Annotated in this window: 24 protein-coding genes, 1 other RNA gene and 2 pseudogenes; 18 read left to right on the top strand and 9 right to left on the bottom strand. The window is 51.2% G+C overall.

Going from position 1 to position 26,114, the window contains the following annotated elements; all coding sequences use genetic code 11:
* The first annotated feature begins 36 nt into the window (after positions 1–36).
* Complete coding sequence (gene srmB / locus C8D90_RS14230) at positions 37–1,368, top strand: ATP-dependent RNA helicase SrmB (protein ID WP_115459113.1); 1,332 nt, start codon at positions 37–39, stop codon at positions 1,366–1,368.
* A 374-nt stretch (positions 1,369–1,742) separates the two neighbouring features.
* On the opposite strand, the gene grcA is transcribed toward srmB, so the two are convergent.
* Positions 1,743–2,126, bottom strand: a complete 384-nt coding sequence (grcA, locus tag C8D90_RS14225) for an autonomous glycyl radical cofactor GrcA (RefSeq protein ID WP_115459112.1) — start codon at positions 2,124–2,126, stop codon at positions 1,743–1,745.
* 383 nt (positions 2,127–2,509) lie between these two features.
* Between grcA and ung the strand changes: the two genes are divergently transcribed.
* The gene (gene ung / locus C8D90_RS14220) at positions 2,510–3,205 is read left to right on the top strand and encodes a uracil-DNA glycosylase (protein WP_115459111.1); all 696 of its coding nucleotides are present in this window, start codon (positions 2,510–2,512) and stop codon (positions 3,203–3,205) included.
* 73 nt (positions 3,206–3,278) lie between these two features.
* Here ung and grpE read toward each other — a convergent pair whose 3' ends face one another.
* Entirely contained in the window at positions 3,279–3,866 is a 588-nt protein-coding gene (gene grpE / locus C8D90_RS14215) for a nucleotide exchange factor GrpE (RefSeq protein ID WP_115459110.1), read from the bottom strand.
* 122 nt (positions 3,867–3,988) lie between these two features.
* Between grpE and nadK the strand changes: the two genes are divergently transcribed.
* The 3 genes from nadK (at position 3,989) to bamE (ending at position 7,082) form a co-directional block, all read left to right on the top strand.
* Positions 3,989–4,867 carry an NAD(+) kinase gene (nadK, locus tag C8D90_RS14210; protein ID WP_115459109.1) on the top strand — a complete coding sequence of 293 codons (879 nt, stop codon included), beginning with the start codon at positions 3,989–3,991 and terminating at the stop codon, positions 4,865–4,867.
* Positions 4,868–4,962: 95 nt separating this feature from the next.
* Positions 4,963–6,624, top strand: coding sequence for a DNA repair protein RecN (recN, locus tag C8D90_RS14205; protein WP_115459108.1), 1,662 nt, complete (start codon positions 4,963–4,965; stop codon positions 6,622–6,624).
* A 110-nt stretch (positions 6,625–6,734) separates the two neighbouring features.
* A complete protein-coding gene (bamE, locus tag C8D90_RS14200; protein WP_115459107.1) occupies positions 6,735–7,082 on the top strand; it encodes an outer membrane protein assembly factor BamE in 348 nt (115 codons plus the stop codon).
* An 83-nt stretch (positions 7,083–7,165) separates the two neighbouring features.
* On the opposite strand, the gene C8D90_RS14195 is transcribed toward bamE, so the two are convergent.
* Both C8D90_RS14195 and C8D90_RS14190 read right to left on the bottom strand, forming a co-directional pair.
* A complete protein-coding gene (locus C8D90_RS14195; RefSeq protein WP_115459106.1) occupies positions 7,166–7,450 on the bottom strand; it encodes an RnfH family protein in 285 nt (94 codons plus the stop codon).
* Entirely contained in the window at positions 7,443–7,877 is a 435-nt protein-coding gene (locus tag C8D90_RS14190; protein WP_196238513.1) for a type II toxin-antitoxin system RatA family toxin, read from the bottom strand. Before C8D90_RS14190 ends, C8D90_RS14195 begins: the two co-directional genes overlap by 8 nt.
* A 170-nt stretch (positions 7,878–8,047) precedes the next feature.
* Here C8D90_RS14190 and smpB point away from each other — a divergent pair, with 170 nt between their 5' ends.
* The 12 genes and pseudogenes from smpB to C8D90_RS14125 all read left to right on the top strand — a co-directional run bounded on the left by smpB (position 8,048) and on the right by C8D90_RS14125 (position 19,430).
* Positions 8,048–8,530 (top strand): SsrA-binding protein SmpB, encoded by a 483-nt coding sequence (smpB, locus tag C8D90_RS14185; RefSeq protein WP_115459104.1) that lies wholly within the window; start codon positions 8,048–8,050, stop codon positions 8,528–8,530.
* 50 nt (positions 8,531–8,580) lie between these two features.
* Positions 8,581–8,944: a transfer-messenger RNA gene (gene ssrA, locus C8D90_RS14180) on the top strand.
* A gap of 183 nt (positions 8,945–9,127) precedes the next feature.
* Positions 9,128–9,281 (top strand): annotated as a pseudogene (locus tag C8D90_RS22265) (integrase arm-type DNA-binding domain-containing protein); the annotation flags it as partial.
* Positions 9,282–9,666: 385 nt separating this feature from the next.
* Entirely contained in the window at positions 9,667–10,965 is a 1,299-nt protein-coding gene (locus C8D90_RS14170; RefSeq protein ID WP_162844405.1) for an MASE1 domain-containing protein, read from the top strand.
* A complete protein-coding gene (locus C8D90_RS14165; RefSeq protein ID WP_115459102.1) occupies positions 10,962–12,260 on the top strand; it encodes an MFS transporter in 1,299 nt (432 codons plus the stop codon). Before C8D90_RS14170 ends, C8D90_RS14165 begins: the two co-directional genes overlap by 4 nt.
* Before the next feature lie 124 nt (positions 12,261–12,384).
* A pseudogene (locus C8D90_RS14160) lies at positions 12,385–12,551 on the top strand (transposase domain-containing protein); the annotation flags it as partial.
* A gap of 799 nt (positions 12,552–13,350) precedes the next feature.
* The gene (locus C8D90_RS14150; RefSeq protein ID WP_147291366.1) at positions 13,351–13,875 is read left to right on the top strand and encodes a helix-turn-helix transcriptional regulator; all 525 of its coding nucleotides are present in this window, start codon (positions 13,351–13,353) and stop codon (positions 13,873–13,875) included.
* Positions 13,876–13,956: 81 nt separating this feature from the next.
* Positions 13,957–14,502: a fimbrial protein gene (locus C8D90_RS14145; protein WP_230473021.1), complete on the top strand. Its 546-nt coding sequence runs from the start codon at positions 13,957–13,959 to the stop codon at positions 14,500–14,502.
* Between the two features lie 81 nt (positions 14,503–14,583).
* On the top strand, positions 14,584–15,261 hold the full coding sequence (locus C8D90_RS14140) for a fimbrial biogenesis chaperone (RefSeq protein ID WP_115459099.1): 678 nt from the start codon (positions 14,584–14,586) through the stop codon (positions 15,259–15,261).
* A 123-nt stretch (positions 15,262–15,384) separates the two neighbouring features.
* Positions 15,385–17,886: a fimbria/pilus outer membrane usher protein gene (locus tag C8D90_RS14135; RefSeq protein WP_147291365.1), complete on the top strand. Its 2,502-nt coding sequence runs from the start codon at positions 15,385–15,387 to the stop codon at positions 17,884–17,886.
* Positions 17,887–18,405 (top strand): fimbrial protein, encoded by a 519-nt coding sequence (locus C8D90_RS14130; protein ID WP_115459097.1) that lies wholly within the window; start codon positions 17,887–17,889, stop codon positions 18,403–18,405.
* Between the two features lie 161 nt (positions 18,406–18,566).
* Positions 18,567–19,430 carry a fimbrial protein gene (locus C8D90_RS14125; RefSeq protein ID WP_162844404.1) on the top strand — a complete coding sequence of 288 codons (864 nt, stop codon included), beginning with the start codon at positions 18,567–18,569 and terminating at the stop codon, positions 19,428–19,430.
* Positions 19,431–19,617: 187 nt separating this feature from the next.
* Here the strand turns inward: C8D90_RS14125 and C8D90_RS14120 are convergent, their stop codons facing one another.
* A complete protein-coding gene (locus C8D90_RS14120) occupies positions 19,618–20,124 on the bottom strand; it encodes a winged helix-turn-helix domain-containing protein (protein WP_115459095.1) in 507 nt (168 codons plus the stop codon).
* 1,303 nt (positions 20,125–21,427) lie between these two features.
* Here C8D90_RS14120 and C8D90_RS14115 point away from each other — a divergent pair.
* Positions 21,428–22,741, top strand: coding sequence for an NAD(P)/FAD-dependent oxidoreductase (locus tag C8D90_RS14115; RefSeq protein WP_115459094.1), 1,314 nt, complete (start codon positions 21,428–21,430; stop codon positions 22,739–22,741).
* Positions 22,742–22,842: 101 nt separating this feature from the next.
* Here the strand turns inward: C8D90_RS14115 and C8D90_RS14110 are convergent, their stop codons facing one another.
* Genes C8D90_RS14110 through C8D90_RS14095 form a run of 4 tightly spaced genes read right to left on the bottom strand, consistent with a single transcriptional unit; the run spans position 22,843 to position 26,093 of the window.
* Positions 22,843–23,502, bottom strand: coding sequence for an aspartate/glutamate racemase family protein (locus C8D90_RS14110; RefSeq protein ID WP_115459093.1), 660 nt, complete (start codon positions 23,500–23,502; stop codon positions 22,843–22,845).
* Positions 23,499–23,918, bottom strand: coding sequence for a GlcG/HbpS family heme-binding protein (locus tag C8D90_RS14105; RefSeq protein ID WP_115459092.1), 420 nt, complete (start codon positions 23,916–23,918; stop codon positions 23,499–23,501). Before C8D90_RS14105 ends, C8D90_RS14110 begins: the two co-directional genes overlap by 4 nt.
* 4 nt (positions 23,919–23,922) lie before the next feature.
* Complete coding sequence (locus C8D90_RS14100; RefSeq protein WP_115459091.1) at positions 23,923–25,269, bottom strand: bile acid:sodium symporter family protein; 1,347 nt, start codon at positions 25,267–25,269, stop codon at positions 23,923–23,925.
* A gap of 11 nt (positions 25,270–25,280) precedes the next feature.
* Positions 25,281–26,093 carry a BKACE family enzyme gene (locus C8D90_RS14095; protein WP_115459090.1) on the bottom strand — a complete coding sequence of 271 codons (813 nt, stop codon included), beginning with the start codon at positions 26,091–26,093 and terminating at the stop codon, positions 25,281–25,283.
* Between the last annotated feature and the right edge of the window lie 21 nt (positions 26,094–26,114).

Genomic DNA, 26,114 nt, shown 5'->3' with positions numbered 1-26,114 from the left:
ACCCGTCTATAATCTGCGCCCCAAGCGAGGTAAACCATGACTGTCACCCATTTTTCTGAACTCGAACTCGACGAGCGTCTGCTGGACGCCCTGAGCGATAAAGGCTATGAACGCCCTACCGCCATTCAGGCCGTCGCCATTCCTCCGGCGCTGGATGGCCGTGACGTACTGGGGTCCGCCCCGACCGGAACCGGGAAAACCGCAGCGTATCTGTTACCCGCGTTGCAGCATTTGCTCGACTTCCCGCGCAAAAAATCCGGGCCGCCGCGCATCCTGATCCTCACGCCGACCCGCGAACTGGCGATGCAGGTTGCCGAACAGGCGCAGGCGCTGAGCCGTCACACCTCGCTGGATATCGCCACCATCACCGGCGGCGTCGCTTACATGAACCATGCCGAAGTCTTCAGCGAAAACCAGGACGTCGTGGTCGCTACCACTGGCCGTCTGCTGCAATACATTAAAGAAGAAAACTTCGATTGCCGCGCGGTGGAAACCCTGATTCTGGATGAAGCGGACCGCATGCTCGACATGGGTTTCGCGCAGGACATCGAAACCATCGCCGCGGAAACCCGCTGGCGTAAGCAAACGCTGCTGTTTTCCGCCACGCTGGAAGGAGAAGCCATTCAGGATTTCGCCGACCGTCTGCTCAACGACCCGGTCGAGGTGGAGGCGGAGCCCTCACGCCGCGAGCGTAAAAAAATCCAGCAATGGTATTACCGCGCGGATAACCTGCAACATAAGACCGCGTTGCTGTGCCATCTGCTGAAGCAGGAAGACGTCACCAAATCCATTGTCTTCGTGCGTAAGCGTGAACGCGTACACGAGCTGGGCGGCTGGCTGCGTCAGGCGGGGATAAACTCCTGCTATCTCGAAGGCGAAATGGTGCAGGCCAAGCGTAACGAAGCCATCAAGCGCATCGTGGACGGCCGCGTCAATGTGCTGATCGCGACCGACGTCGCGGCGCGCGGGCTGGACATTGCCGACATCAGCCACGTGTTTAACTTCGACATGCCGCGCACGGCCGACACCTATCTGCACCGTATCGGCCGTACGGCCCGCGCCGGTCGTAAAGGCGTCGCCATTTCGCTGGTCGAAGCGCATGACCATCTGCTGCTGGGTAAAGTCGGTCGCTATCTGGATGAGCCGCTGAAGTCCCGCGTGGTTGATGAACTGCGTCCGGAAACCCGTACCCCGAGTGAAAAGAACCGCGGCAAGCCCTCGAAGAAAGCGCTGGCTAAACGGGCTGAAAAGAAAAAAAACGACAAAGAGAAGAAGAAGGTGAAGGTAAAAGTCCGTCACCGCGACAGCAAGAATATCGGAAAACGACGGGCGCCGACGACCGGCAAGCCGGCGGTCGCCGAAGAATAAGTCCTTTCAGCCCTGCGCATCTGTGCGGGGCTTTTTCTGAAAATAGCCGCGAAACCGGATGTGGTGATTTATTCTCCATCGCGCCCTTTATCTGCAACGTTTTCTGCCTTTTCTGACAGAGAAGACGCTGACTTTCATTGCCTTTGTCGCTTTTTTTGATCTAAAACAAGAAAACGCCGCGACCACCTGTACACCTGAAAAAGGGAAAATAATTTAATTTATCAATATCATTAAGTTAAATTATTTTTCCTACCTATTTCATCTGTTCAAAAATCATTCCAAAACGAAATTATCTCCCTGATAAAGCAACATTCAGGCATAAGAAAAGGGACCGTAGTCCCTTGTTATCTTACTTTTTTAACCGCTGCCCGCAATTACAGGCTTTCGGTAAAGGTACGAGCGATGACGTCACGCTGCTGTTCAGGCGTCAGAGAGTTAAAACGCACCGCATAGCCGGACACGCGGATGGTCAGCTGTGGGTATTTTTCCGGGTGCTTAACGGCATCTTCCAGCGTTTCACGACGCAGTACGTTAACGTTCAGGTGCTGACCGCCTTCCACGCGCACGGTCGGCTGAACCTGTAATTCAACTTCACGGTACTCGATCTCGCCGAGATCTTTTACCGGCACAACCTGATCTTCCGCGTAATCGCCTTTGGCGCAGACGCAGCGGGCTTCGCCGGTGTTGCTGTCCAGCAGCCAGAAGGAATTCATCAGGTTCGCATTGTTAGTTTTCGTAATCTGAATACCAGTAATCATTGTGTTGCCTCCGGTCATAGAGCAAAAAAACGGTGAATCTTGTGTTAACTCAGCCCCGGTAATCAGGGCATTTGGTAAAACCAATGTTATCCTGTTGTTCTATATACCAGCATGAAGGGGGTAATTCTTTGACTTAAATCAATTACCGCAGGGCGTTGACAAGTGTCATTGGAGTAATTTTATGTTTTACATCAATTTATGACAACCGTAGGTCTCATTTATTTTTGTAAATTTTCAAAAAAATTTTAATTCTTGCGTTACCTCCACCGCTGAACGCGGCGATCCGGCACATCCCATTTTTGTTAAGGAGAAGTGTTTTACTTCGATTGCTGAGAAGGTAAGCTACCGCTTTAAAATTCCTCAATAAACAAGGGAGAGCATTGATGACCTCCTCATTGACCTGGCACGACGTCATTGGTCCGGAGAAAGAAAAGCCCTATTTTCACGACACGCTGGCCTTTGTGGCTACGGAACGGGCCTCTGGTAAAACCATTTATCCACCGCAGAAAGACGTCTTCAACGCTTTCCGTTTTACCGAGTTCGGCGACGTCAAGGTTGTGATTCTCGGGCAAGACCCTTATCACGGCCCGAATCAGGCGCATGGCCTGTCATTCTCGGTGCGCCCCGGAATCCCGGCGCCGCCGTCGCTGGTTAATATGTATAAAGAGCTGCAAACCGACATCCCCGGATTTGAAATTCCGCGCCACGGTTACCTGAAGAGCTGGGCGGATCAAGGCGTGCTGCTGCTCAATACCGTATTGACGGTTGAAGGGGGGAAGGCGCATTCCCATGCCAACCTGGGCTGGGAACAATTCACCGATCGGGTCGTCGCCGCGCTGAACGAGCACCGCTCCGGGCTGGTTTTCCTGTTGTGGGGTTCTCACGCACAGAAAAAAGGCAGCATCATCGATCGCCAGCGCCATCATGTACTGAAAGCGCCGCACCCTTCCCCGCTTTCCGCCCACCGCGGCTTCTTCGGTTGCCATCATTTTTCCCAGACCAACCAGTTCCTGGAGCAACAAGGGCTTGCCGCCATTGACTGGGCGCCGCGTCTGCCGGAAAACGGCGCCGAAGAATAAAAGCACAGAAGAGCAGAAACAAAAAAGCCAGTCGCAGCGGACTGGCTCATTCTCTGCAGACGGCGTACCGGGATCAGGACTTCGCCTTGGATACCGCAACCATCGCAGGGCGCAGCAGACGGCCGTTCAGCGTATACCCTTTTTGCATCATCATCATAACGTGATTGGGCTCATGGTCTTCTGATTCCATCAGCGTCATCGCCTGATGCACTTCCGGGTTGAACGGTACGTTCACGTCGCCGACCTGCTCGACGCCAAATTTGCGTACGGCGTCCAGCAGGGATTTCAGCGTCAGCTCAATCCCTTCAATCATTGCGGCCAGTTCGGTATTGGATTTATCCGCCAGATCCAGCGCGCGCTCAAGGTTATCGATAACCGGCAGGAGTTCGCCGGCAAACTTTTCCAGAGCAAACTTATGCGCTTTTTCCACGTCCATTTCCGCACGGCGACGGATATTTTCCATCTCCGCCCGGGCGCGTAACACGCTGTCGCGCTCACTTTGCTGAACTTCCAGCAGTTTTTCTTCAAGCTCAGCAATGCGCTCATCGCGCGGATCGGCGGTCTCCACCGCTTCCGTCTGAGCCTGCTCCTGCGGGTTTTGCTCAACGTCCATCTCTTCCGAGACTTGCTCATTCGGCATCTTATGTTCTTTACTACTCATGAAATTCTCCGCGGTTTAGCATTAGAATCGCTTTCTGGATTATTATGGGGATGAAAGTCGGCGATTCAAGCGAAGCGCTCACAGGAGGGCATAAAAATTGCCTCTGAGGGAAATCCACTGCAATGAATAAACTATTTGGATGTATCGGCCTGGTGGGACATCCGCGCCATCCGGCCGCGTTAGCCACGCATGAAATGCTTTACAACTGGCTAAAAAATAAAGGATATAAGGTTATTGTCGAACATCAGGTCGCCCGTGAGCTCGGCCTGCATGACGCACTCAGCGGAAGTCTGGCCGACATAGGGCACCAGGCCGATCTTGCAGTGGTGGTCGGCGGCGACGGCAACATGCTTGGCGCCGCGCGGGTACTGGCGCGTTTCGACATTAAGGTGATCGGCGTTAACCGCGGAAATCTCGGCTTTTTGACCGATCTCGACCCGGATAACGCTAAACAACAGCTTTCCGCCGTTCTTGAGGGCGAATACATCAGCGAACGCCGCTTTCTGCTGGAGGCGCAGGTACGTCGCTCCAGCCAGCAGCGCCGCCTGAGCACCGCCATCAATGAGATCGTCCTGCATCCCGGCAAAGTTGCGCACATGATCGAATTCGAAGTGTATATCGACGAACGATTTGCATTTTCCCAACGCTCCGACGGACTGATCATCTCCACGCCGACCGGCTCCACCGCCTATTCCCTCTCGGGCGGCGGTCCGATCCTCACGCCGACGCTGGACGCCATCGCCCTGGTCCCCATGTTCCCGCACACCTTATCGGCGCGACCGTTGGTGATCGACAGCTCCAGCACCATCCACCTGCGTTTCTCCCACTTCAGCAACGATCTGGAAATCAGCTGCGACAGCCAGATTGCGTTGCCTATCCAGCAGGGCGAAGAAGTGATGATCCATCGCAGCCGGTTCCACCTGGATCTGATTCATCCTAAGGACTATAGCTATTTCAATACGTTAAGCACCAAGCTGGGGTGGTCTAAAAAACTGTTCTGACGGCAGAAATATTTTCATCAGCCTCTTTACTGGATAAAAAACCAGTTTATACTGGTTATCAATACAGTAATGTAACTCCATCCAGGGGAAGGCTGATGCTGACACAACTGACCATTTCCAACTTTGCTATCGTGCGTGAACTGGATATCGACTTCCAGTCTGGTATGACGGCAATTACCGGTGAAACCGGCGCGGGCAAATCCATCGCCGTTGACGCGCTTGGCCTGTGTCTTGGCGGGCGTTCAGAAGCGGCAATGGTCCGGCTAAACACGCCGCGGGCGGATATCTGCGCCCGCTTCTCCCTCAGTGACGCGCCTTCTGCGCGAGCCTGGCTGGAGGAGAACCAACTGGATGAGGGAAGTGAGTGCCTGCTACGTCGGGTAGTCAGCGCGGACGGACGTTCCCGCGGCTTTATCAACGGCACCGCGGTTCCGCTCTCCCAACTGCGGGAGTTGGGTCAGTTACTGATCCAAATTCACGGTCAGCATGCCCACCAACTTCTGCTGCGTCCGGAGCACCAAAAGCAACTGCTTGATGCCTACGGCAATCAGACCGGGCTGATGCAGGAAATGCGGGCAGCCTATCAGCACTGGCATCATGGGTGCCGTGAGCTGGCGCACTCTCAGCAACAGTCCGCAGAGCGCGAGTCACGCCGTCAATTGCTGCAATATCAGCTTAAGGAACTGCACGAGTTTGCCCCGCAGTCCGGCGAATATGAGCAAATTGACGAAGAATACAAACGGCTGGCTAACAGCGGGCAACTTCTTACCGTCAGCCAGCGGGCGTTGCACATTCTGTCTGAGTCAGAAAGTGACAATATTCTCAGCCTGTTGCACACGACACGGCAACAGGTCACCGAGCTGGCGGAAATGGATGATGCGCTTTCACCGGTGCTGAGCATGCTGGAAGAAGCAGCCATTCAGCTTTCCGAGGCCAGCGCGGAACTTCGTCATTACAGCGACAGGCTGGAGCTGGACCCGAATCGTTTATACGAACTGGAACAACGTCTCTCCCGTCAGTTAGCGCTCGCTCGCAAACATCACGTAACACCGGAAGAGTTACCGGCCTACAGCCAGCAATTGCAGGATGAATTAACGGCGCTGGAGCAGCAGGAAAGCGGGCTGGAACAACTCAGCGATGAGATTCAGCAACGCCACCGGCACGCACTGTCGCTGGCGGAGCAACTGCACCAGCAGCGCTGCGGCTATGCGACCGAACTGATGCAGCATATCACCCGCAGCATGCACGAACTTTCCATGCCGCACGGTCAGTTTGCTATCGACGTCACCTACACCCCGGAGCACCTGACCGCGGAAGGCGCCGACCGGGTGGAGTTCAGCGTCACCACCAACCCGGGGCAGCCGCTGCAACCGTTGGTGAAAGTCGCATCCGGAGGCGAGCTATCCCGCATCGCGCTGGCGATTCAGGTTATTACCGCACAGAAAATGGAAACGCCGGCGCTGATTTTCGATGAGGTCGACGTCGGGATCAGCGGTCCGACCGCCGCCGTTGTCGGCAAAATGCTGCGCCAGTTGGGCGAGTCCACGCAGGTAATGTGCGTTACCCACCTGCCGCAGGTCGCAGGCTGCGGACATCAGCACTTCTTTGTCGCCAAGCACACGGACGGCGCGGAAACAGAAACCATGATGCAGGCATTGGACAAACGCGCAAGATTACAGGAACTGGCCCGCCTGCTGGGCGGCAGCGAGGTTACACGCAACGCCCTGGCGAACGCAAAAGAGCTGTTAGCAGCCTAAAAAGCCAACTTTTTTTGATTCCTGAGGTCATATTGGAGTCTGATAAGGTTTCCAACCGTTGCAAGGTCGATTATCATCGGCAACCTATGTCCAAAAGGAATGTAATTACTATGCGCTGTAAAACGCTGACTGCCGCTGCCGTAGTTCTGGTTATGCTGACCGCTGGCTGTTCTACCTTTGAGAAAGTGGTATATCGTCCCGACATCAATCAGGGCAACTACCTGACTACCGCCGAAATCGCGAAGATCCATCGGGGTATGACGCAGCAACAGGTGGCCTATACGCTGGGCACGCCGATGTTGCAGGACCCGTTCGGCACGAGCACCTGGTATTATGTATTCCGTCAGCAGCCGGGACACGAGGCTATTTCACAGCAAACGCTGACGCTGACGTTTGACTCTGCCGGTATTCTGACCGGTATTGATAACTCGCAAAATCTGAAAGATACCAAAGAGTAATCGCTGCTTCGCATCAACGCGAACACGGCGCTACAGGGAAAGGTGTCCGGACAGAGGATGAAAAATAAGGCGCGAATTGCGCCTTATTTTTTGGTGCGTTCCGCGCGCTGGCGCCGCAGCTCTTTGGGATCAACCAGCAGAGGTCGGTAGATCTCTACCCGATCGCCATCCCGAAGAATATCGGAAAGTTTTACCGCGCGGCTGAAGATGCCGACTTTATTCCGGCTCAGATCAATATCCGTGCGCAGCTCCAGCAAGCCGGAACTCACGATAGCCTGCTCAACGTTGGCGCCTTCGGGCAGCGTAACCTTACGCAGGTACTGGCGCTCCGGCAGCGCATAGACGACTTCAACCGAGATATCAGGCACTGTAAACCTCACGGGCACGGCTGGTAAACGCCTGCACCATGCTGCCCGCCAGCTCTTTGAATATTTTACCGAACGCCAGTTCAACCAGCTTATTGGTAAACTCAAAGTCGAGGTGCAGCTCAACTTTGCAGGCATCGTCACTCAGTGGCGTAAATTGCCACCCGCCCATCAACTTACGAAACGGCCCGTCAACCAGCTGCATGCGGATGCTGCTGTTGTCAGTCAGCGTATTGCGGGTGGTAAACGTTTTACTGATCCCTGCCTTGGAAACGGCCACCGCGGCAGTCATGGATTCCGGTCCCGATTCCAGCACGCGTGATCCAATGCATCCCGGCAGGAAGGCCGGATAGGCGGCGACATCGTTGACCAATTGATACATTTGCCTGGCGCTAAAGGGAACCAGAGCTGAACGGCTAATCTGCGGCATAACAATTCCTGAACAAATATAACGAACGCATAATACCATTTATCATCGCTCAGGGAAAAATGCCTTAAGCACATTAGGTTAATCCATTAGAATGAGGTCTCCAGCGAGATGAAGATCTCTCAGGGCGGGAAGATGTTAATCCGCACAGTAACCAGTATAATGACGGTATTATGACGAAGAAAAAAGCACATAAACCCGGTTCAGCCACTATCGCCCTGAACAAACGCGCCCGCCACGACTACTTCATTGAAGAAGAGATCGAGGCCGGGCTTTCCCTGCAGGGATGGGAAGTAAAATCACTGCGGGCCGGCAAGGCCAACATTGGTGAAAGCTACGTAATTCTGCGCGACGGCGAGGCCTATCTTTTCGGCGCCACTTTTACACCGCTCAGCGTGGCCTCAACGCACGTCGTGTGCGACCCGACCCGCACCCGCAAACTGCTGCTCAAAGAGCGTGAGCTGGCATCGCTGTTCGGCAGCGTTAACCGCGATGGTTATACCATCGTGGCGCTGTCGCTCTACTGGAAAAACGCCTGGGCCAAACTGAAGATCGGCGTGGCAAAAGGTAAGAAAGAGCACGATAAACGTTCTGACATAAAAGAACGTGAATGGAAAACGGACAAAGCCCGTATCATGAAGAATGCCGCCCGCTAAACACTGGCGTGGCAGCATAAACTTCTGTTATACTTGCCGATAACATACTTGGGCCTGATTCTGGATTCGACGGGATTGGCGAAACCCAAGGTGCATGCCGAGGGGCGGTTTGCCTCGTAAAAAGCCGCAAAAAAATAGTCGCAAACGACGAAAACTACGCTTTAGCAGCTTAATAACCTGCTCTGAGCCCTCTCTCCCTAGCCTCCGCTCTTAGGACGGGGATCAAGAGAGGTCAAACCCAAAAGAGATCGCGTGGATGCCCTGCCTGGGGTTGAAGCGTTAAAACTAATCAGGCTAGTTTGTTAGTGGCGTGTCCGTCCGCAGCTGGCAAGCGAATGTAAAGACCGGACTAAGCATGTAGTGCCGACGGCGTAGTAATTTCGGACGCGGGTTCAACTCCCGCCAGGTCCACCACATTAAGTTCCGGAGTTGTCCGGAGAAGTACTGAAAACCCGCATTCCACCCAGGTTTGCGGTTTTTTTCTTTCCACGGTAGTCCGGGGAAGTCCAGCCAAATCCAGAGGCTATTAGTATACGTATTGGTATGCGGTAGGATGTAGACCTAAAAACTTAGACCCATTCTGGAAGAATGGTCATCATGGCCCGAACAACACGCCCTCTCACCAATACCAAAGTCCTACGAACAAAAGCCACAGACAAAGATTTAACGCTGCATGATGGTGATGGGCTCTTTCTGATGGTTAAAGACGACCGGCAAAAAAATATGGCGCTTTCGTTACCAACGGCCATCTGATGGTATGTGCAGACCTCAGCGCCTGCGGTACGCCGCTTCACGGATAACCCGGGCGCAGCGTGATACGAAAGCGCCCCCTACCGCCCCAGGCTGAACAGCAGAGCGTTTTGTTATTAAAGGCGTTATCACTTGCCTGTTCATGGTATTCCGGTGTGCGCTATTATTATTTTACTGCGGCAGATAGCCAAGCAATAAATTCACCAAGTAAATATATTCTATTCTTCAAATAGAAGAATAGAATATATTTTGCCAGTCCGGCATGAATACAAAAGCGTAATTAAACAGAACAATAACCAACCAAAAATCACTGCGAAAAATAATTCAAAAAGAAAAGTGCCTCCGGTATCATCATCCGGATGACTCACAGGGAAAGAGTATTTGTCATGTGGCACAAACTTTTTGGCTATTTATACAAGAATATTGTTCCATTGATTCCATGGATAATACTTTATTATCTGATGTCTATACTCTCCACAGAGTTAAATAACTCAGACGAGGAAAGCTGGTATCAGTCCGGCGTGATAATGGCGGCATTTCTCTGGTCACCGAGGCGTCACTGGTTATTGCTGTTTATTGCGTTTTTCCTGGCGGAAGTCACCGCAAACATTCCGGCTCTGGCCCATGAACATCCCGTTATATACACCCTAATCTTCATGGCGCTAACGTCGACAAAGGTGCTCATCGCCCTGTCGGTGCAGTATTTTTCCCGCAAATATGATGAACTGTCAGCCATCGTGACCTGGATTGTTTCGACAATCATCCTTAATCTCATTATGGCTTTTCTGATCTACAGTTTTGTTCAGTATTATCTGAACGTCGCGCTGCTGGATACCTTCTGGGAAAATTATAGCTCTGAAGTCACAGGCATACTTTCTGCAACACCAGTTATCATGGGTTTCCTGTTTACCCATATAAACCAAAAATACATTAATTTAAAAAATGTATCATTAGGAATCACCGCCATCATATTATTAATTGGCGCGGCCGAACTTATTTTCAACGGCACCATCGCTCATGTGGATAAAGCAATATTGCATCTGCCGCCTGGCGTGAGCAGCCTGCTCTCGCTTTGTCTGTTAATTATCCTGAGTATCATTTTGTCCCAGATTTGGGGAAATCCCGGAGGCTCGATCGCGTTACTGATCATCGCTGCGTTCTCCGGCTATTATACACTGCGTGAAACCGGCCCCTTTTTTATTTCCTCGCTCGCCGATGAAGAACCCCTATTGATTGCACAATGCTTCCTGGCCATAGCGGCACTAATGATGATGTTTATACGTGTTCTCACCAGTTATAAGGACAATGGGAAAACCATGTGGCAAATACAGGCGAATTATCATCTCGAAACCGGCAGCGGCAAGTTTCATTGGGATAACCTGCCAGCCTGGTTTAGCGCCGCTCCCCATGAAGACATGGAGGATATCGGCAATGTCTTGCATCATATTCACACCGACGATCGCGATGCCGCCGCGGAACACTGGCAGCAACCCTGGGACGCCGGCGGACCGCGCGTAATACGCTTCCGATTCAAATCCAGGCAGGGCAGTTGGCTGTGGATAACCGACGTAAGCCAGATCCTGCGGCAGGATCCCCATACCCGCACAATTGTCGGATGCTGGAAAGTTTCGTCAACGGCCAACAATGCGCCCGCAAGCATCATGGGCAGGGTGTGGCAATCATGATACAGATCGCATTGCTGCTCCTCGGCGGAGATTTTTTACGTTCCCGGGCGAAATACCTGTGGCTCATGGGGGTGTTATGGAGCATTACCGGGTGCGTCATTTTTCTTGACGGGTTGGATGGCGCCCCCCTGTTTCCACTGAAAACCTTCGGCGCCCTGCTGCTGCTGGAAAGCCTGGTGACGCTGAGCATCGCCTCAAGCGGCATTGGCGCACAGAAGGCGGTGCTCTACTTCAAAGGCGGCATTTTCCTGTTCGTCGCCGTGAGCATGTTGCTGAATCACCAATACAGCAACATGTTGCTGGCGTTTTTCTTTAGCGCCACCTACGCCATCGTCGGACTGTTCATTCTGGCGTCCGCCTGGGTAGTACGTTTTCCCTACTGGCGCACCACCTGCATTACCGGCGTACTGTACCTCGCCTTCGCGCTTTTTTTGGTGATGCATCCCCATAGCGCGGTGTCGTTTTTTCTCGGCGGAATGATCGTGTCCAGCAGCGTCAATATGCTGATTGTCGCAAAGCGACTCCATGGCCTGAAATGGACCACCTCCGTCTTTGAACTGATGCTGCCGGTGGACTTCTTTACCGCGCGCCCGGCCAAAGAGGAGCCGGAAGCAGGCGCAATGCCACAGCCTGCGGCGGCGGGCCCGCTGAACGTGCATGTTTGGACGCCGGAGGGTTCCGCCAAAGGCAGTACGCTGCCCCGTCCCGTGATCAACCGTTATATCGCGGCAGTGGACGTTAACGGGGTCATCTCTACCGGCCATGCCGCACTTGAGGCATCGCCGCTGGTCTACATCAGCCTTTATCCCGCTCAGGATATTGATCGTTCTCCTTCGGAATTCCTGCGCCTGCTCAAGGCGACCCATGACAACGATGTGCCCGGCATTTTTCAGCCTGACTACATCACGGAATCCACCCGTTGGTGCGCTTCAGACCGGAAAATTACTTTCCGGGATTACAACCTGAAGGGACTGCTGCATTTTTGGCAGCGCTATCAGCAGGATATGACCTATAACCTGACGTACCGCAACTGTTCAAGCAGCACGGCTTATGCGCTGGAGTCGGCGCTGGATGGCGTGTTAAGCGCCCGGACGCGCAGCTGGCACGCAATGGTAAAAATGTTGTTTATGCCGGAACTGTGGATCGCAGCGCAGGTACGCCAACGGGCGACGACCATGGCCTGGACGCCCGGTCTGGTGATGGACTACGCCAGGGCGTTGAACGCCATCGTCCACCCCGTTCCCCGTCCCTGGTACCAGCGAATGCCTTGGGGCCAGCGTGCGCAAAAACCGTAAGGGACGTCACTCAACCGGCGGGAAGCACAAGCCGGCTGATGCCAATGCAGATCAGTTAAGGATCAGTTGACCGATCCTTAAACTGCAGCACTATAACGGCTTCCACAACAGGGAGCCGTTTTTTATGCCACTTCTCAACAACCTGCCCAATTTCTGCGACCATCCCTGATGCCTCCGCCCTCTGCACAGACGTTTGCAGAGCATCTTCCTGCTGAGTGGATACAGCATTGCCTGACTCTGCCTGAGTACGCGATCATTCGCCGTCGCCGTTTACCCGGAGATAGGGTCATCTGCCTTCGGAGAAGTCTGGAGGCCGTGTTCATAACAAAACGCCCCCACATCTCTCCCGTTTAGTCCCCCCACTTTATCCCGCTGCAATAACGGCGTGATATGTTCACCGTTAAGTACAATCAGGCCATCTCTTTCCAGCTTGTCCAGCCAACGGATAAACTTTTTAGACACATCAAGCCCCATCGCTGGATTAACGCCACTTGCTGCTTATAAAAAATACTCTTACAAGCTTAAGTTTATCTTCGCTAAAACTTAAACACACTGACCATTATTAATACATTCTGAAAACAGAAAATATCTTGCCAAATAAATACCAGATAATACTGCTGGTATTACCAAATAAAGTAACCATGATTACACGTTTGACAGCAAGTTATGTTAACATTCTCTTTCTTTAACAACAAAACGAACCCTAAAAAGCACATTAAAATAGCACCCCGAAGCCAAAATAACTTTAATTAAGAAGAAAAACCGCGCTTAAGAAACGGCGCATCACATTGATTTAAAAGAAAATAATTAACAGCAAACATATTTAAAACAGTAATAACATTAAATTGATGTAATTAAATAAATTCAAATTGCATCATTTCCTCCCCCTTCCCATACTAACTTCCACAGAGCGTAGTCAGCCTACACATTTACGCTCACTGGAATAATTCACTAAGGGAAGAGTGACCATGTTATAAACATTAATCCTCTGACAATAAGTTTCCCTTGGAAGTATTAGTTAAATGGGTGAAAGTTTATGATATATCTAATTTCTGAAGACTACTATTTTTCATTCGGTATCAGAGAACTCATGAAAGAGCATGACATCATCACCGTCAATGCGAGTAACTCTGGTGAACAAATCAATAAAGTACACCCGCAGAAAAATGATATTTATATCTTTGACCTGGATACCTACAGCGCTTATCAGGGTGATATCTTTCTCGCCATCAAAAACACGTGTAAAGTCATTTTTACTTATAACAACCACCCTAAAATACTAAATCCTGAGTGCCGTGATTTATTCTTATCAAAAAAGGTTGTTTTAGACAAAATTGAATTCATGATAAAAGCAGCAGGCAGAATTAACTTCTTTTCCGCATTGACATTATCTGAGTTTCGTACTTTTTATCAGATCTTAACGGGTAAAAGTATTAATTGCATATCTCGTGAGCTGAACGTCTCCAGCAAACAAATTTATCGTTACAGGGATAAAGCCTTTAAAAAAATGGGATTCAATCGACTGAGTTACCACCATATTAACTTCTGTCGATATGTTTTACCCCAAAGTAATATTTTTGGGAAACAGCACCAAATTAACAGAGAGCGTATGTAACGACGCTCTCCGTTTAATGAACTGGCATCTGGAGAATGAAGCCAGTGTTTAACTGTGAGTTATATAAAAGGAAATTATTTGATGAAAATGAAACATGTTTCTACCGTTTTAGCGCTGGTCTTTTCTTCCGCTGTTACTTCCGCCATCGCAGCGCCAGTAACCGTTGAAGCGGGTACGGTTAACTTTACAGGTTCCGTTGTGGATACAGCCTGTGCGGTAGATACAGCGTCAACAAACCTCAACGTTAACATGGGACAGGTTCGTTTAGCCGCTCTGGGCACCACCGCAGGTACTCAGGCGCCTTCACGTACTGATTTCCAAATCAAATTAGTTGATTGTGATGTTAGCACCATTCAAAACGCGCAGATTACGTTTAATGGCGTTACCTCTCAGGGCGATCCGAGCGTACTGGAAGCCGGTGTCGGTGCAGGGAAAGCCACTGGCGTGGGTGTGCAGATTTTTGATCATACCGGCAGCGCACTTCCGGTAGGTACAGCGTCTACCGCCGTTCAGTTAAATGCCGGTGATAACACGCTGCACTTCCAGTCAGGCTTTATTTCAACCAGCACAAGCCCGACCGCGGGTGATGCCAGCGCATCTTCTACATTCACCATCACGTATTCCTGATAATTCATACCATCAGGTTTTAATTCCAGACGCCGGTTACGGCGTCTGAATTTCATCTCCATAACGTTCATACGATACATTATGAAACTATTGAAGCTCTTCCTTATCACACTCAGCGTCTCTATGGCCGGGATTCATACCGCCAGTGCGGGCGGGGTTTCCGTTGGTGCTACGCGTCTTATCTATCCGGCACAAAATAAAGAAATAACGTTTTCCGTATTGAACAACGATGCAAAAAACGTTTTTCTTATTCAATCCTGGGTTGATGATCAAAAGGGAAATAAAGCCACTGACTTTATTATTACCCCGCCCTTGTTTGTTATTAAATCCAATAAAGAAAACATTCTGCGGATTATGTATACCGGCCCTCAGCTTGCACAGGATCGTGAAACCTTATTCTGGCTGACGGTAAAATCAATACCGCAATCCTCACCAGGTCAGAACAACATGCTCAAACTGGCCATCGCCAGCCGGGTAAAGCTCTTCTATCGCCCTGATAATCTTAGCGGAAACAGCAATGACGCCTACCGGAAATTGACCTTCTCCCGCCAGGGAAATCAGATGAAAGTGAATAACCCAACCCCCTACCATGTCACGCTGATCAAGATGAAATATCAGGGGAAAGATGTCCAAAACATCATGATCGCACCTTTTTCCAGCGGCGGCATTACCTTACCCGCAGCAGGGGCTGGACAGCTTCATTACCAGTCGCTCAATGACTTTGGGGCAAACACCGAGATCCTGACAAAAGCGCTTTAATTTCAGGGAATATGATAAAGAGGGACGTTTATCTTGCGTACTCATAATGTGTTTTCACCCCCTAAGGGTGGGTATCCCATCATTCTGCCTTTCCGGCCTTTGTCTTTAGGCATATTGATTTCTTTGTTATTGTCTCCCCGCGTTGAGGCAAATGGCGATCTCTATTTTGATCCATCCTTACTGAATGCTGATGTCAGTCAGGTTGCCGATCTTGACTGGCTGACAAAAGGCAATGAAATCGCCCCGGGTAAATACTCCGCCGATATTTACCTGAACCGTAACTTCATTAACCGAATGGATGTCGTGCTCACGCCAGGAAAGGAAAGCGGCACGGTCACGCCTTGCTTAAGTGAGGCCCAGATCCGCCTGCTGTCAGTCAATACCAAGGCGTTTCCTGCGTTAGTACAGGCACTTAATGAAAATGCGTGTGTAGATATAACCCAGTATATTCAGGACAGTCGTATAGAAATCGACACGTCGCGCTTACGTTTGAATATCAGTATCCCCCAGGTTGCGCTGAATAAAAAAACGCGTGGCTTTATCCCTCCTGAACGCTGGGAAAACGGTGTGAATGCCCTGCTGCTGAACTATGATTTCAGCGGAGCAAACACCCGCTATGACGATCATCAGAATGATAATAACTACTTTCTTAACTTACGTTCACGGCTGAATTTCGGTCCCTGGCGGCTGCATAACTATTCTACCTGGCGTTATTCCGACTCCGGCCGTAATGACAACAAGTGGAGTAATTTGAGCACCTATCTCGAACGACCGCTGATCAAGCTGCGCTCCAACTTTGTCATCGGGGACAGTTTCTCTTCCGGGGATGTCTTTGATAGCTTCGGCTTTCGCGGTATCGGTCTTGCTTCAGACGACAACATGCTTCCCGACAGCCAGAAAGGGTTTGCTCCCACCGTCAGCGGCATTGCGCAAAGCAATGCCCGGGTAACGATTCGTCAGAATAACAATGTTATTTACGAGACATATGTTCCTCCCGGCGCATTTAATATCACGGATCTCTACCCCACCTCAGCCAGCGGCGATTTGCAGGTGACTATTCATGAAGCGGACGGCAGCGAGAGAAGCTATACCGTACCTTATTCCACCGTCCCCCTCCTGCAGCGGGACGGGCACCGTAAATTTGCCTTTATGGCCGGCGAATTTCATCAGGCCAACAGCAAGAAACGCCAGTTGGATGTCGCTCAGGGAAGCTGGATCCAGGGGATGCCTCATGGCTATACCCTGTACGGAGGCAGCATCGTAGCTGAGGACTATAAGTCCGCCGCATTCGGCGCAGGTAAAAACCTCGGACGATTGGGCGCCCTGTCCCTGGATGTGACCCAGGCCAACAGTAAACTTGTCGATGGCTCAAAGCATCAGGGGCAAAGTTACCGTCTGCGTTACGCAAAATCACTCAACAGCATCGGCACGAATCTCCAGCTGCTGGGTTCACGCTACTCAACAAAAGGCTTTTATAACTTTTCCGAAGTCGCCAGCAACCGCATCCGTGAAGATGATAACGGGCCGTCCGGCAACGCCGGATACGATCTCAATTACGTTAAGAAAAACAACGTCCAGCTCAGCCTTTCGCAAAATATCTCATCGTTCGGTACGGCTTATACGACCATGAGCCGCCAGACGTACTGGCATACGCCCAAAAAGAACGATCTGATGCAGGTAGGGTTCAGTACCAATATCGCCTCCGCCATGGTGAATCTGGCATACAGCCACAGCAGAACGCCCTGGAATACCGAATCCGATAAAATCATCAATCTTTCGGTATCCGTTCCCCTGCACAACTGGATTTCCCCCAAAGGCACCTCCCGCCATCCGATGTATTTCACCGCGAACAGCAATACCAACGCGCGTGGCAGCAATAGCTCGACAGTCGGCATTAACGGGTCGTTGCTGGAAAATAACAATCTTAGCTATAGCGTGCGCCAGGGGCTCAACAATCGCGGAGGCGGCAGCAACATGTCGGCATCAGCGGATTATGACGGCCGCTACGGCAACGTGAATGCCGCCTACTCCGTGAATAAAGATTCCCGTCAACTCAGCTATGGCGTCAGCGGCGGCGCCGTGTTTCACCGCAACGGGCTGGTGTTGTCTCAGCCGCTGGGTGAAACCAATGTGCTAGTCCACGCGGAAGGAACATACGGCACTGGCATTGAAAATGCCGCCGGCGTCAAAACGAACTGGGCCGGCTACGCCATCGTTCCTTACGCCACAAACTATCGTCTCAACCGTATTGCGCTGGATACCACCTCATTGAAAGACGACACCGAAGTGGAGGAACCCGTAACCGAAGTCGTACCTACCCGCGGCGCGCTCGTTCTGGCCCGCTTTAATACCCGCGTCGGATTCCGCGTTCTTTTCAAACTGAAACACCCGCAGCAGGAGGTTCCTTTTGGCGCCATTGCGGCCGTAAAACAGGGTTCTGGTTCGGATACCAACAGCAGCATCGTGAGCGACGGCGGCACGGTCTATTTCTCTGGGCTGGAAGAAAAAGGCGTGATTAACGTGACATGGGGAAAAACGCCGGATAAGCAATGCCAGGCACAGTACGACTTACGTCAGGCCAAGAAACAAAGCGCGGTGCAACAATTAACGGTGAGGTGCCTGTAAATGATGATCAAACGACTCGGGCTTCTGCTTTGTTTACTGGCCCCCCAAAGCCACGCATATGATATCACGCTGTATGTACGCGGCGTCGTCACTGCCGGAGGATGTGCGCTGGCGCAGGAGTCGAAAAGCCAGAATATCATCCTGGGCGCAATAACCAGTGACATTTTGCGCAAACCCGACGCCAGCGGAAACCGGCAACGGTTTCAGATCAACGTCGTTAACTGCACATCGGATACCGGGGGCGTACGAATACAATTTGTTGGCCGTCCCGATGCCGATAATCCGGAATTACTGGCTATAGAACCCGATCCCGACGCAGCAACGGGTGTCGCCGTTGAGCTGCTGGATCACGATGGCGTCCGGCTGCCGATTAATGAACAGGGCCGTTTTCGTTTTATTGAGGACGACTCCGTCACATCCCATTCACTCGAGTTTTATGCGCAATACAAAGCAACAGGAGCTTCGGTTACTTCTGGCTCAGCAAACGCCAGCGCAACTTTTTATGTGGAGTACGAATAATGAAGTTACCCCTGATCGCAACTTTATTGCTTCTTGCCATCAGCAAACCGGCCCTGGCCGCATCCGAAGTTATGTGTCCGGGCGTGTATTTTAATGAAAACGAGATAAATATTACCAGCGGTCCTCATCCCGCAGGCCAGGTTATATCCCGGTCCAAAAACGTGTCGGCATGTTCACTGGGAGCAGGATTGCTGAAATACGGCTTCTATCTGGTGATCGATAATGCATCAAGCGGGCAAACCTACCATGACGGAAACGACAGCTATACCATCTGGAAAACCGGTATTCCGGGCATCGGTTATATCGTTAATGGTTATTACGAGTCAGGCGAGATCGCCGGCGGGCTGGAATGGGGAGATTTAGCCGTTGTTAACGCGGAAAATGTTCTCAGAGAACATACGATACGAATCATTTCATGGGCGAAAGCACGTGCAACGTTCACGCTGGTAACAACCGGCGAAGAAGTCATTCTTCCCGGCCAATATAATGCCAGCCTTAATGGCGCGCGCTTTGGCTTGTCTTACTGGCACGGCACCGGGAAGATTGACCTCGAAACCCGCATTCCGCTGCGCCTGCAATTTGGCGTCAGCGCTCAGTCCTGCTCAGCCTCTGCGGACAGTTACGTTATGGACATGGGGGATATCGCCGCAGCGCACTTCACCGACATAGGTACGGAATATGCCGGCTCGCCGCTGAACATAACCATAACCTGTGTTGATCCTAACGTCGGGGTAGAGGCTGTTTTCAGTGATTTTACCGATTTAACGAATACTTCCGAATACCTGAACCTGACCCAAGACTCTACTGCGCGCGGAATACAGGTCCAGCTAATGCACGATGGTGCGCCAATCGCCTTCGATTCACCGGCGAATGTGGATTCCTCGCTTAACCGTGTTTTGCTGAAACCAGCAACCAACGATCTGACGGCGACGTTCACATTAACCCCCAAATACGTCAGAACGGGCAATAAAGTTACCGGGGGAACGGCAAATGCAACCTCCGTTGTGACGTTCGTTTATTACTGAAGTCACGCAGCCGGTGCATACAGAAGAATATCAGTATAATTGCGGTTAAATTTCAACCTATTGAAATTTAACCAAAGAAAATGACGTTCGCATCACGGGGAGCTTCAGATGCGAACGTTCCATTATATTTCATACGGGAGGCTTATTTCCATAAGACAAGCCTCCTGTATTTCTATAACTTTAGCAACTAGAGTATTTGTAAAAAATAGAAGTACAAACTCAACGCCAGAGATAATAAGCTGATAAAAACTGCCATTGATTGTTTAAACGCACTGGAATGATGAAACTGCCATTTATCATTTATATCACTTACCGTTTGTAAGGGCTTTCCATCAATAATCTCAATATCAACAGAATTTTTTATAATCAGCCCGGAGCGTTTTACCGTTGTCACGATATCCTGCTCCGGAATAATATTGTTAAGCGTCTTTCGTATATTTGAAATATTTTGATAGTACGTGTTTGGCGATACGCAAACGCCATGTTCCTCCCATCCCTTCTGCATTAAAATCTTTTTATCAACAATATTCCCTTGTTTTTCAATCAATAATAATAAACACCGAGCCGCAGGCGCAAACAAAGAAAACTCCTTTCCGCTACTGTAGTATCGAAGTACATTTCGGCTCGGAATAAAATCTGCAAGAGAGTTTATACGGTAAATGACGTTACTATCACTTTCTAATAATGATAACATGTGTGAACAGCCCTATAATAAAGAATGTAACACCAGCAAAATCAACACTCAGAGCATAGCAAAATCCATATGCTATAATTATTTTCGAGGATAAGTTAAAATACTAACTGAAGATATATATGAGATCAACAATCTCGTATACCATGCAAAAGCATATTTAACACAGGTAAATATGCTTGATAATCACAGCAGGTTATTACATATTTTCTTTAAAAATTGTCCATATAAAACAAAACCATATCCTGAATAAATTTTACACTTTGATAATTCATTTTCGCTGAGGTTTTAAATAAATCCCATCAAAAACCGACGCGCCTAACGTCAACAGAAATAGCTTCCGACATCTCAAGATTTTATTTGAGAATTAAAAGCACTACACCAAAGTGAGAAAATAATCACGCTCGTGACGTTTTGAAGGGTAACCAACTCTTTAATCAGCTTCTCTCATTCGGATTACGAAACGCTCGTTTGTTTAAGTATTTCCCACTCAATCTGAAGTCTACTGAACAAAAAAGTTTGCGATACACAGGTACATTTACCTGTACCTGTGCCCGCCAGCTTTCAAAATCAGCGATGGTAAACTCTGAATCTCATGGGGTGATTAACACATCTGGGTGATTCATGACAATACCCATTTATATATAATTGTTCACTAAACATCATATGTCAACATATTTATATTGAGAATGGAAATAATTAAAAACAATTAAGATTAACTTTAATGATTTACCAGCGGATATATTATCAGACTATACATATAAAAATGTAGCGAAATAGTTAATTAGCAACAAAGAAAAATAAAAATACAAGCCAAAATTATAACATGCTGGTTATAATACGTTTATACTTCTACATTAAATCGTGTTTTATCGAAGAATTTCTTGTTGCCATAGCTCAAAGACTGATGCCATAACATAATGCCATAGGGCTATTCCCTCAGAGTTAATGGCAGTACATTTGTATAAAAATAAATCTTTTGTTTCATCTTTTCATTAATTGGTTACAAACATAAATGTAATGAGATAAATAAACACCGAATACACTCACTCGCTATAGTCCCCTGATTTCGCACAGCCAATCCTTTTAGGGATGATCAATATCACAGATATCCTGTTCGTAATCTCAGGATCTGGGCATGGGTGCCCCCCTTTGAATCTGGCAGGCGCCATTAGCCATAATTCTCCCACAGCCATATTTCTCCCTGGGTTCCTTTCTGTCTATCTTCTACAAAACCTATAGTCAGCCGTGATGAAATACCTTATAAAAATTGTGTATTGCCGGACTTACCACAGGGATAAACAAAGTGAAATATGCATCAATACCTTTCAACCCAGGCCCGCCGGGCTGGTCGCTCAACGAGATCGACCGCCGCCGGCACCCGCGTTTACAAGAAGATATCCAGGCCGACTGGGTAATTATCGGCTCCGGCTTTGCCGGTGTCGCCTTTGCCCGCCGCCTCGCCAACCTTGATAGCCGCCTGAAAATCGTGCTGATTGATGCGGAATCCGCAATTGAAAGCTCCGCCGCACGCAACTCCGGTTTTATTATCGGCCTGCCGCACAATATCGGCAGCTCAACTGCAGAGCTGAAAAAAGCGCAAGATTACCGCACGCTGCTGCAACGGGGAATTCAACTGCTGGAAGAAGAAGTGAATACTCACCAGATTGAATGCGAGTGGGAAAACGCGGGCAAATATCATTGTCAGATCGATCCCGCCAGCGAGGCGATTCTGCAGGAGTACATCGACAACCTGGAAAGCATGCAGGAACCGTATCAGTTGCTTGATCGCGAAGCCTTGTATGAGAAGCTCGGCACCCGCCTGTACAGCAAGGGGATCTACACACCGGGTTGTATTCAGGTGAACCCGGCCAAGCTGATCGCCGGGCTGGCGCGTAGCCTGCCGGAAAGCGTCACGGTTTACGACGACACCCCGGCACTGTTCATCCGCAATGAGTCAGGTCCGCATGTCGTCACACCGCAGGGCACGATCCGCGCCCGCAACGTGATGCTGGCAACCAATGCGCTGTCGCCTGAACTGTCGCCGAAGCAGGCGCGCCAGGCATCAATGGCGACCTATGCCAGCATTACCGAACCGCTGACGCCGGAGCAGCGCAGCCGGTTGCCTGAGATGAAAAGCTGGGGCACCACGCCGGTGAATGCCATCGCCGGCGCCACGCTGCGCTACACGCAGGATCACCGTTTTCTGGTACGCCAGTGTGTCGATCCGGCGCTGAACGGCCGAATTACTCCCGCGCAATCCTGGAAAGCCGCCCAACAGCATCTGGCGACCTTCCGTAAAGCTTACCCGCAGTTGAATGACGTAAAACTGGCCCACACCTGGTCCGGCACCATCAGCGTCACGCGCAACGGCGCGCCGGTCTGGGGGCAACTCGCTCCCTGTGTCTGGACTGCCGGAGGATGCAACGGTGCCGGGATCTCCAAGCAAACCGTCGCCGGTAATCTGCTGGCGGATTACGCCCTGGGCCGGGAAAACCCGCTGATCGCCGCCATGAAAGCGCTGGGTCAGGCTAATTACATTCCCCCCTCGCCGCTTCTGGACGTGTTCGTGATCGGTACGTTATGGAAAGAACGTTACTTCGCCAGGAAAGAGGCGTAAGCCGCCTGATTAAGCAACGTATTCAAAAAGAAGTGAAAGTGGCATAACGTTCTATGCCACTTTAATTTTTGCTGCCCGGACGCCCTGCGGGGGAGTAAAAACTATACCTCCCCGTCAGCCGCCTTCTTCAGCCAGCGAATCCCGCTTTCCGGCGACGTCAGCACCGGCACCGGCGGGGCCGGCAGTTGCTGCACCACGCGCGCCATCGACGCCTGCGCCAGCATCACCACGTCACTGTCCGCAAAGGCTTTTTTCAGCCCTTCAGCCACTACAGCGTCATGCGTCGCCATATCCCCTTTCAGCAAGGAATGGAATGCTTCTTCCATCAGCATCGGCGTAATCGTCAACGCGTTCCCGCTCTCCTGCGCTTTTCTCTCGACGTACGCCAGCGTCGGCTTCAGCGTAGTGGCGACGGTCGCCAGCACAGCAATACGGCCGCCGCGGGCGATGGCCTCATCCACCATTGCGCAGTCGATGCGCGCCAGCCGCAAAGGGGTCATAAACTGGCATTGTTCCACCGCGCCGCCGATTGAGGAGCACGCCGTCATGAAAATATCGCAGCCGGCTTTCTCCGCTATCTGAATATAGCCAGCGATGCGAGCGCCGATCGCCGGCGTTACCCCGCCAGCCTTCATCACTTCTTTAATCATCGATTCTTCAACCAGATGCATCACTTCCGTCTGTGGCATGACGTCGCCGATAAGCTGCTGCATCATTTGCAGCGTGGCGGCACTGGTGTGAAACAGGGCGACTTTTTTCATTGGTTTTTCTCCTCATCCAGAAAAGCGGCGACCGCAGCGGCGGCATCATGATCTTCTTGCGCAGACAGCCCGCCAACCGCCACCGCGCCCACGCATTTCCCATCATTAAAAAGCGGAATGCCGCCGGGCAGCGCGGTAAAACGCGCATCCGCAAAGTAACCGATATCCAGTTGCTCGTTCTGTAAGCGCTGTAAGAAAGCCTGCGTGGTGCATCCCAGGCGGCTGCTGGTGCGCGCTTTGCGTTGCGTCAGCTCAATCGTCAGCAGCTTCGCATTATCCATGCGCGCGAAACTGAGCAACTCGCCGTTGGCATCGCACACCGCAACGCTCAGGGGGCGCTGCTGATAATGCGTTTGTGACAATGACAACGCATACTCGACTGCCCGCTGCGCCTGTCGTAACGTTAATGAAATCATAATGTTATCCTTTATAAAGTTGTTCGCCGGAAATGACTTTCTCTGCCGTCTCTGCATCCGTATGCGCCTGGCGCGCGTCCTTCTTACGCCAATAGTTGGCCAGCAACGAACCACTCACGTTGCCCAGCGGCGTCATCACCGCGGAAGCCAGCCCCACCGTCGCCAGCTTGCCCATTGCCGCCGCCAGCCCCGACGCCATACCGCCGTTTTGCAAACCGACCTCAAACGCAACGGTGCGGGCAGACTGTACGTCCATGCGGAAGATCCAGCGGCTCATCAGGTAACCGATAAAGAATCCGCCCAGGTTATGCATCAGCATGGCGACGCACAGCAAGAAACCGACCTGCACCAGATGCTCGCGCCCCGCAGCCGCTGCGGTGGTGGTGAAAAAGATGATGCCTATCATCGAGATCGTCGGCATGACTTTCTGAACCACCGGCGTGCGGCCATGCAGCCAGTTGTAGAACAGCGCCCAGACAATCCCGCCCGCGACGAAGTTAATCACCACGGCGTACATCTGCACATCCGCGCCGGCAGAGCCGAACAGGCTGTCCCAGCCGCCGGCAATCATACAGATCAGCCACAACGCACTGATTCCGGCCAGCATCTGCACCACACGACGCCCACGCGGACCCGCGTAAGTTTTCAGGTAGTCGTGCAAAATAGCGGCCCCGATGGGAATCAGAACGATTTTGATTACATCCATCACCATGGCGGTCAGGTTGATATCAATCATCGAACCGGCCAGCAAATTCACCCAGAACGGCGTCATCACGGTAGCTGCCAGCGTTGACACCGCCGCAATGGATACCGCCAGCGCCAGATTGGCATTCGCGATATAGACCATCACGGTAGAGGAAAGCCCGCTCGGACACGCCCCGATCAGCAGAATCCCGACCGCCACTTCAGGCGGGAAATCGAACATCAGCGTGATGCTGAAACCCAGCAGCGGCATAATGAGGAAGTGGCAGAACGTACCGACAAACACGGCCCAGGGCATTTTCGCCACGTCGATGAAGTCCTGAATCGTCAGTTTGGTGCCCATGCTGAACATGGTGGCCTGAATCACCAGAAACACGATCCACTTGTGGGTAATGTTAAAACCTCCCCATACGATCAGGTCCGTGGAATACGTCATCGCGGCAACAAATCCGGCGATGATCCACAGCGTGAAGCGATAGCTGCGCAAGGCCGGCCAGTGTCCGGCGCCGACGGCAAACCCCGCGATAGACATAACCAGCCCCGGTTGCCACAGCGCCGGCGACTGCATGATTGCGCCCAGGACGGCGAGCGCCACGCCGGCGGCGCAAACGCCCAATCCGGTTTTATTCATTACGCTTTCAATTGTCATGGCCGTTTACCTCAACGCCTGCGGGGCGGAATATTCAGCATTTGCCGTGCGACGGCGGGCGTGGCAACCTGCTTATCCATACTGCGAATAAGATTTGCCAGCTTTTCAACCAGGCGATAATTATTTTCCACGCGTTCATCGGCATTAATGAAATAACTATCTTCAAAACCAATACGCACTTCACTCGCGCCCATTCCCACTGCCGCGGCAATAATACCGAAATCACGCCGACCAAAATGGGTAATACCCCACAGTGCATCTTTAGGAATCATGCCGCGCAAAGCAATTAATGCATCGACGGTTGCCGGTGAGCTGCCGTTATGTCCGAGCACGATATTAAACAGCATGGGCTTTTTAAACGAAATCTTTTCCTGAAGCAGCAGAATATTATTAATCATGCCGATTTCAAAGATCTCGAATTCGGGAATAATATTGCGCTCCACAATCTGCCGTGAGCAATATTCCACATCCGGCGCCGGATTCGCATAGACATAATCACCGAGGTTAACCGAGCCGACGTTCAGCGATGCCATTTCAACCCCCGCGCAATCCAGCGGCGCACAGCGTTCTTCTATATTCATGGCGGAAACGCCGCCGGTTGACGCCTGCATAATCAGGTCAGAGTGCGCCATCACGGGCGCAATTGTGGCCTGAAAATCCGTGACATCCGGGGTCAGCCGGCCCTGGCGATCGCGCACATGCAAATGCACAATCGCCGCGCCGTAATCTACACAGGAAAGTATTTCCTCTGATAAGACGTCCGGTTCCACGCAGGTATTATCCGCGGCAACCGGTGCCAACGAGATGATGACATTATTCGGCATAATGTTCCTCCGGTTCAGAAT

Origin of the sequence: Enterobacillus tribolii (assembly GCF_003363015.1) — a bacterium.
GTDB lineage: Bacteria > Pseudomonadota > Gammaproteobacteria > Enterobacterales > Enterobacteriaceae > Enterobacillus > Enterobacillus tribolii.
Note: the sequence above shows the minus strand (reverse complement) of the source record. Positions and strands in the feature narration are given on the sequence as shown.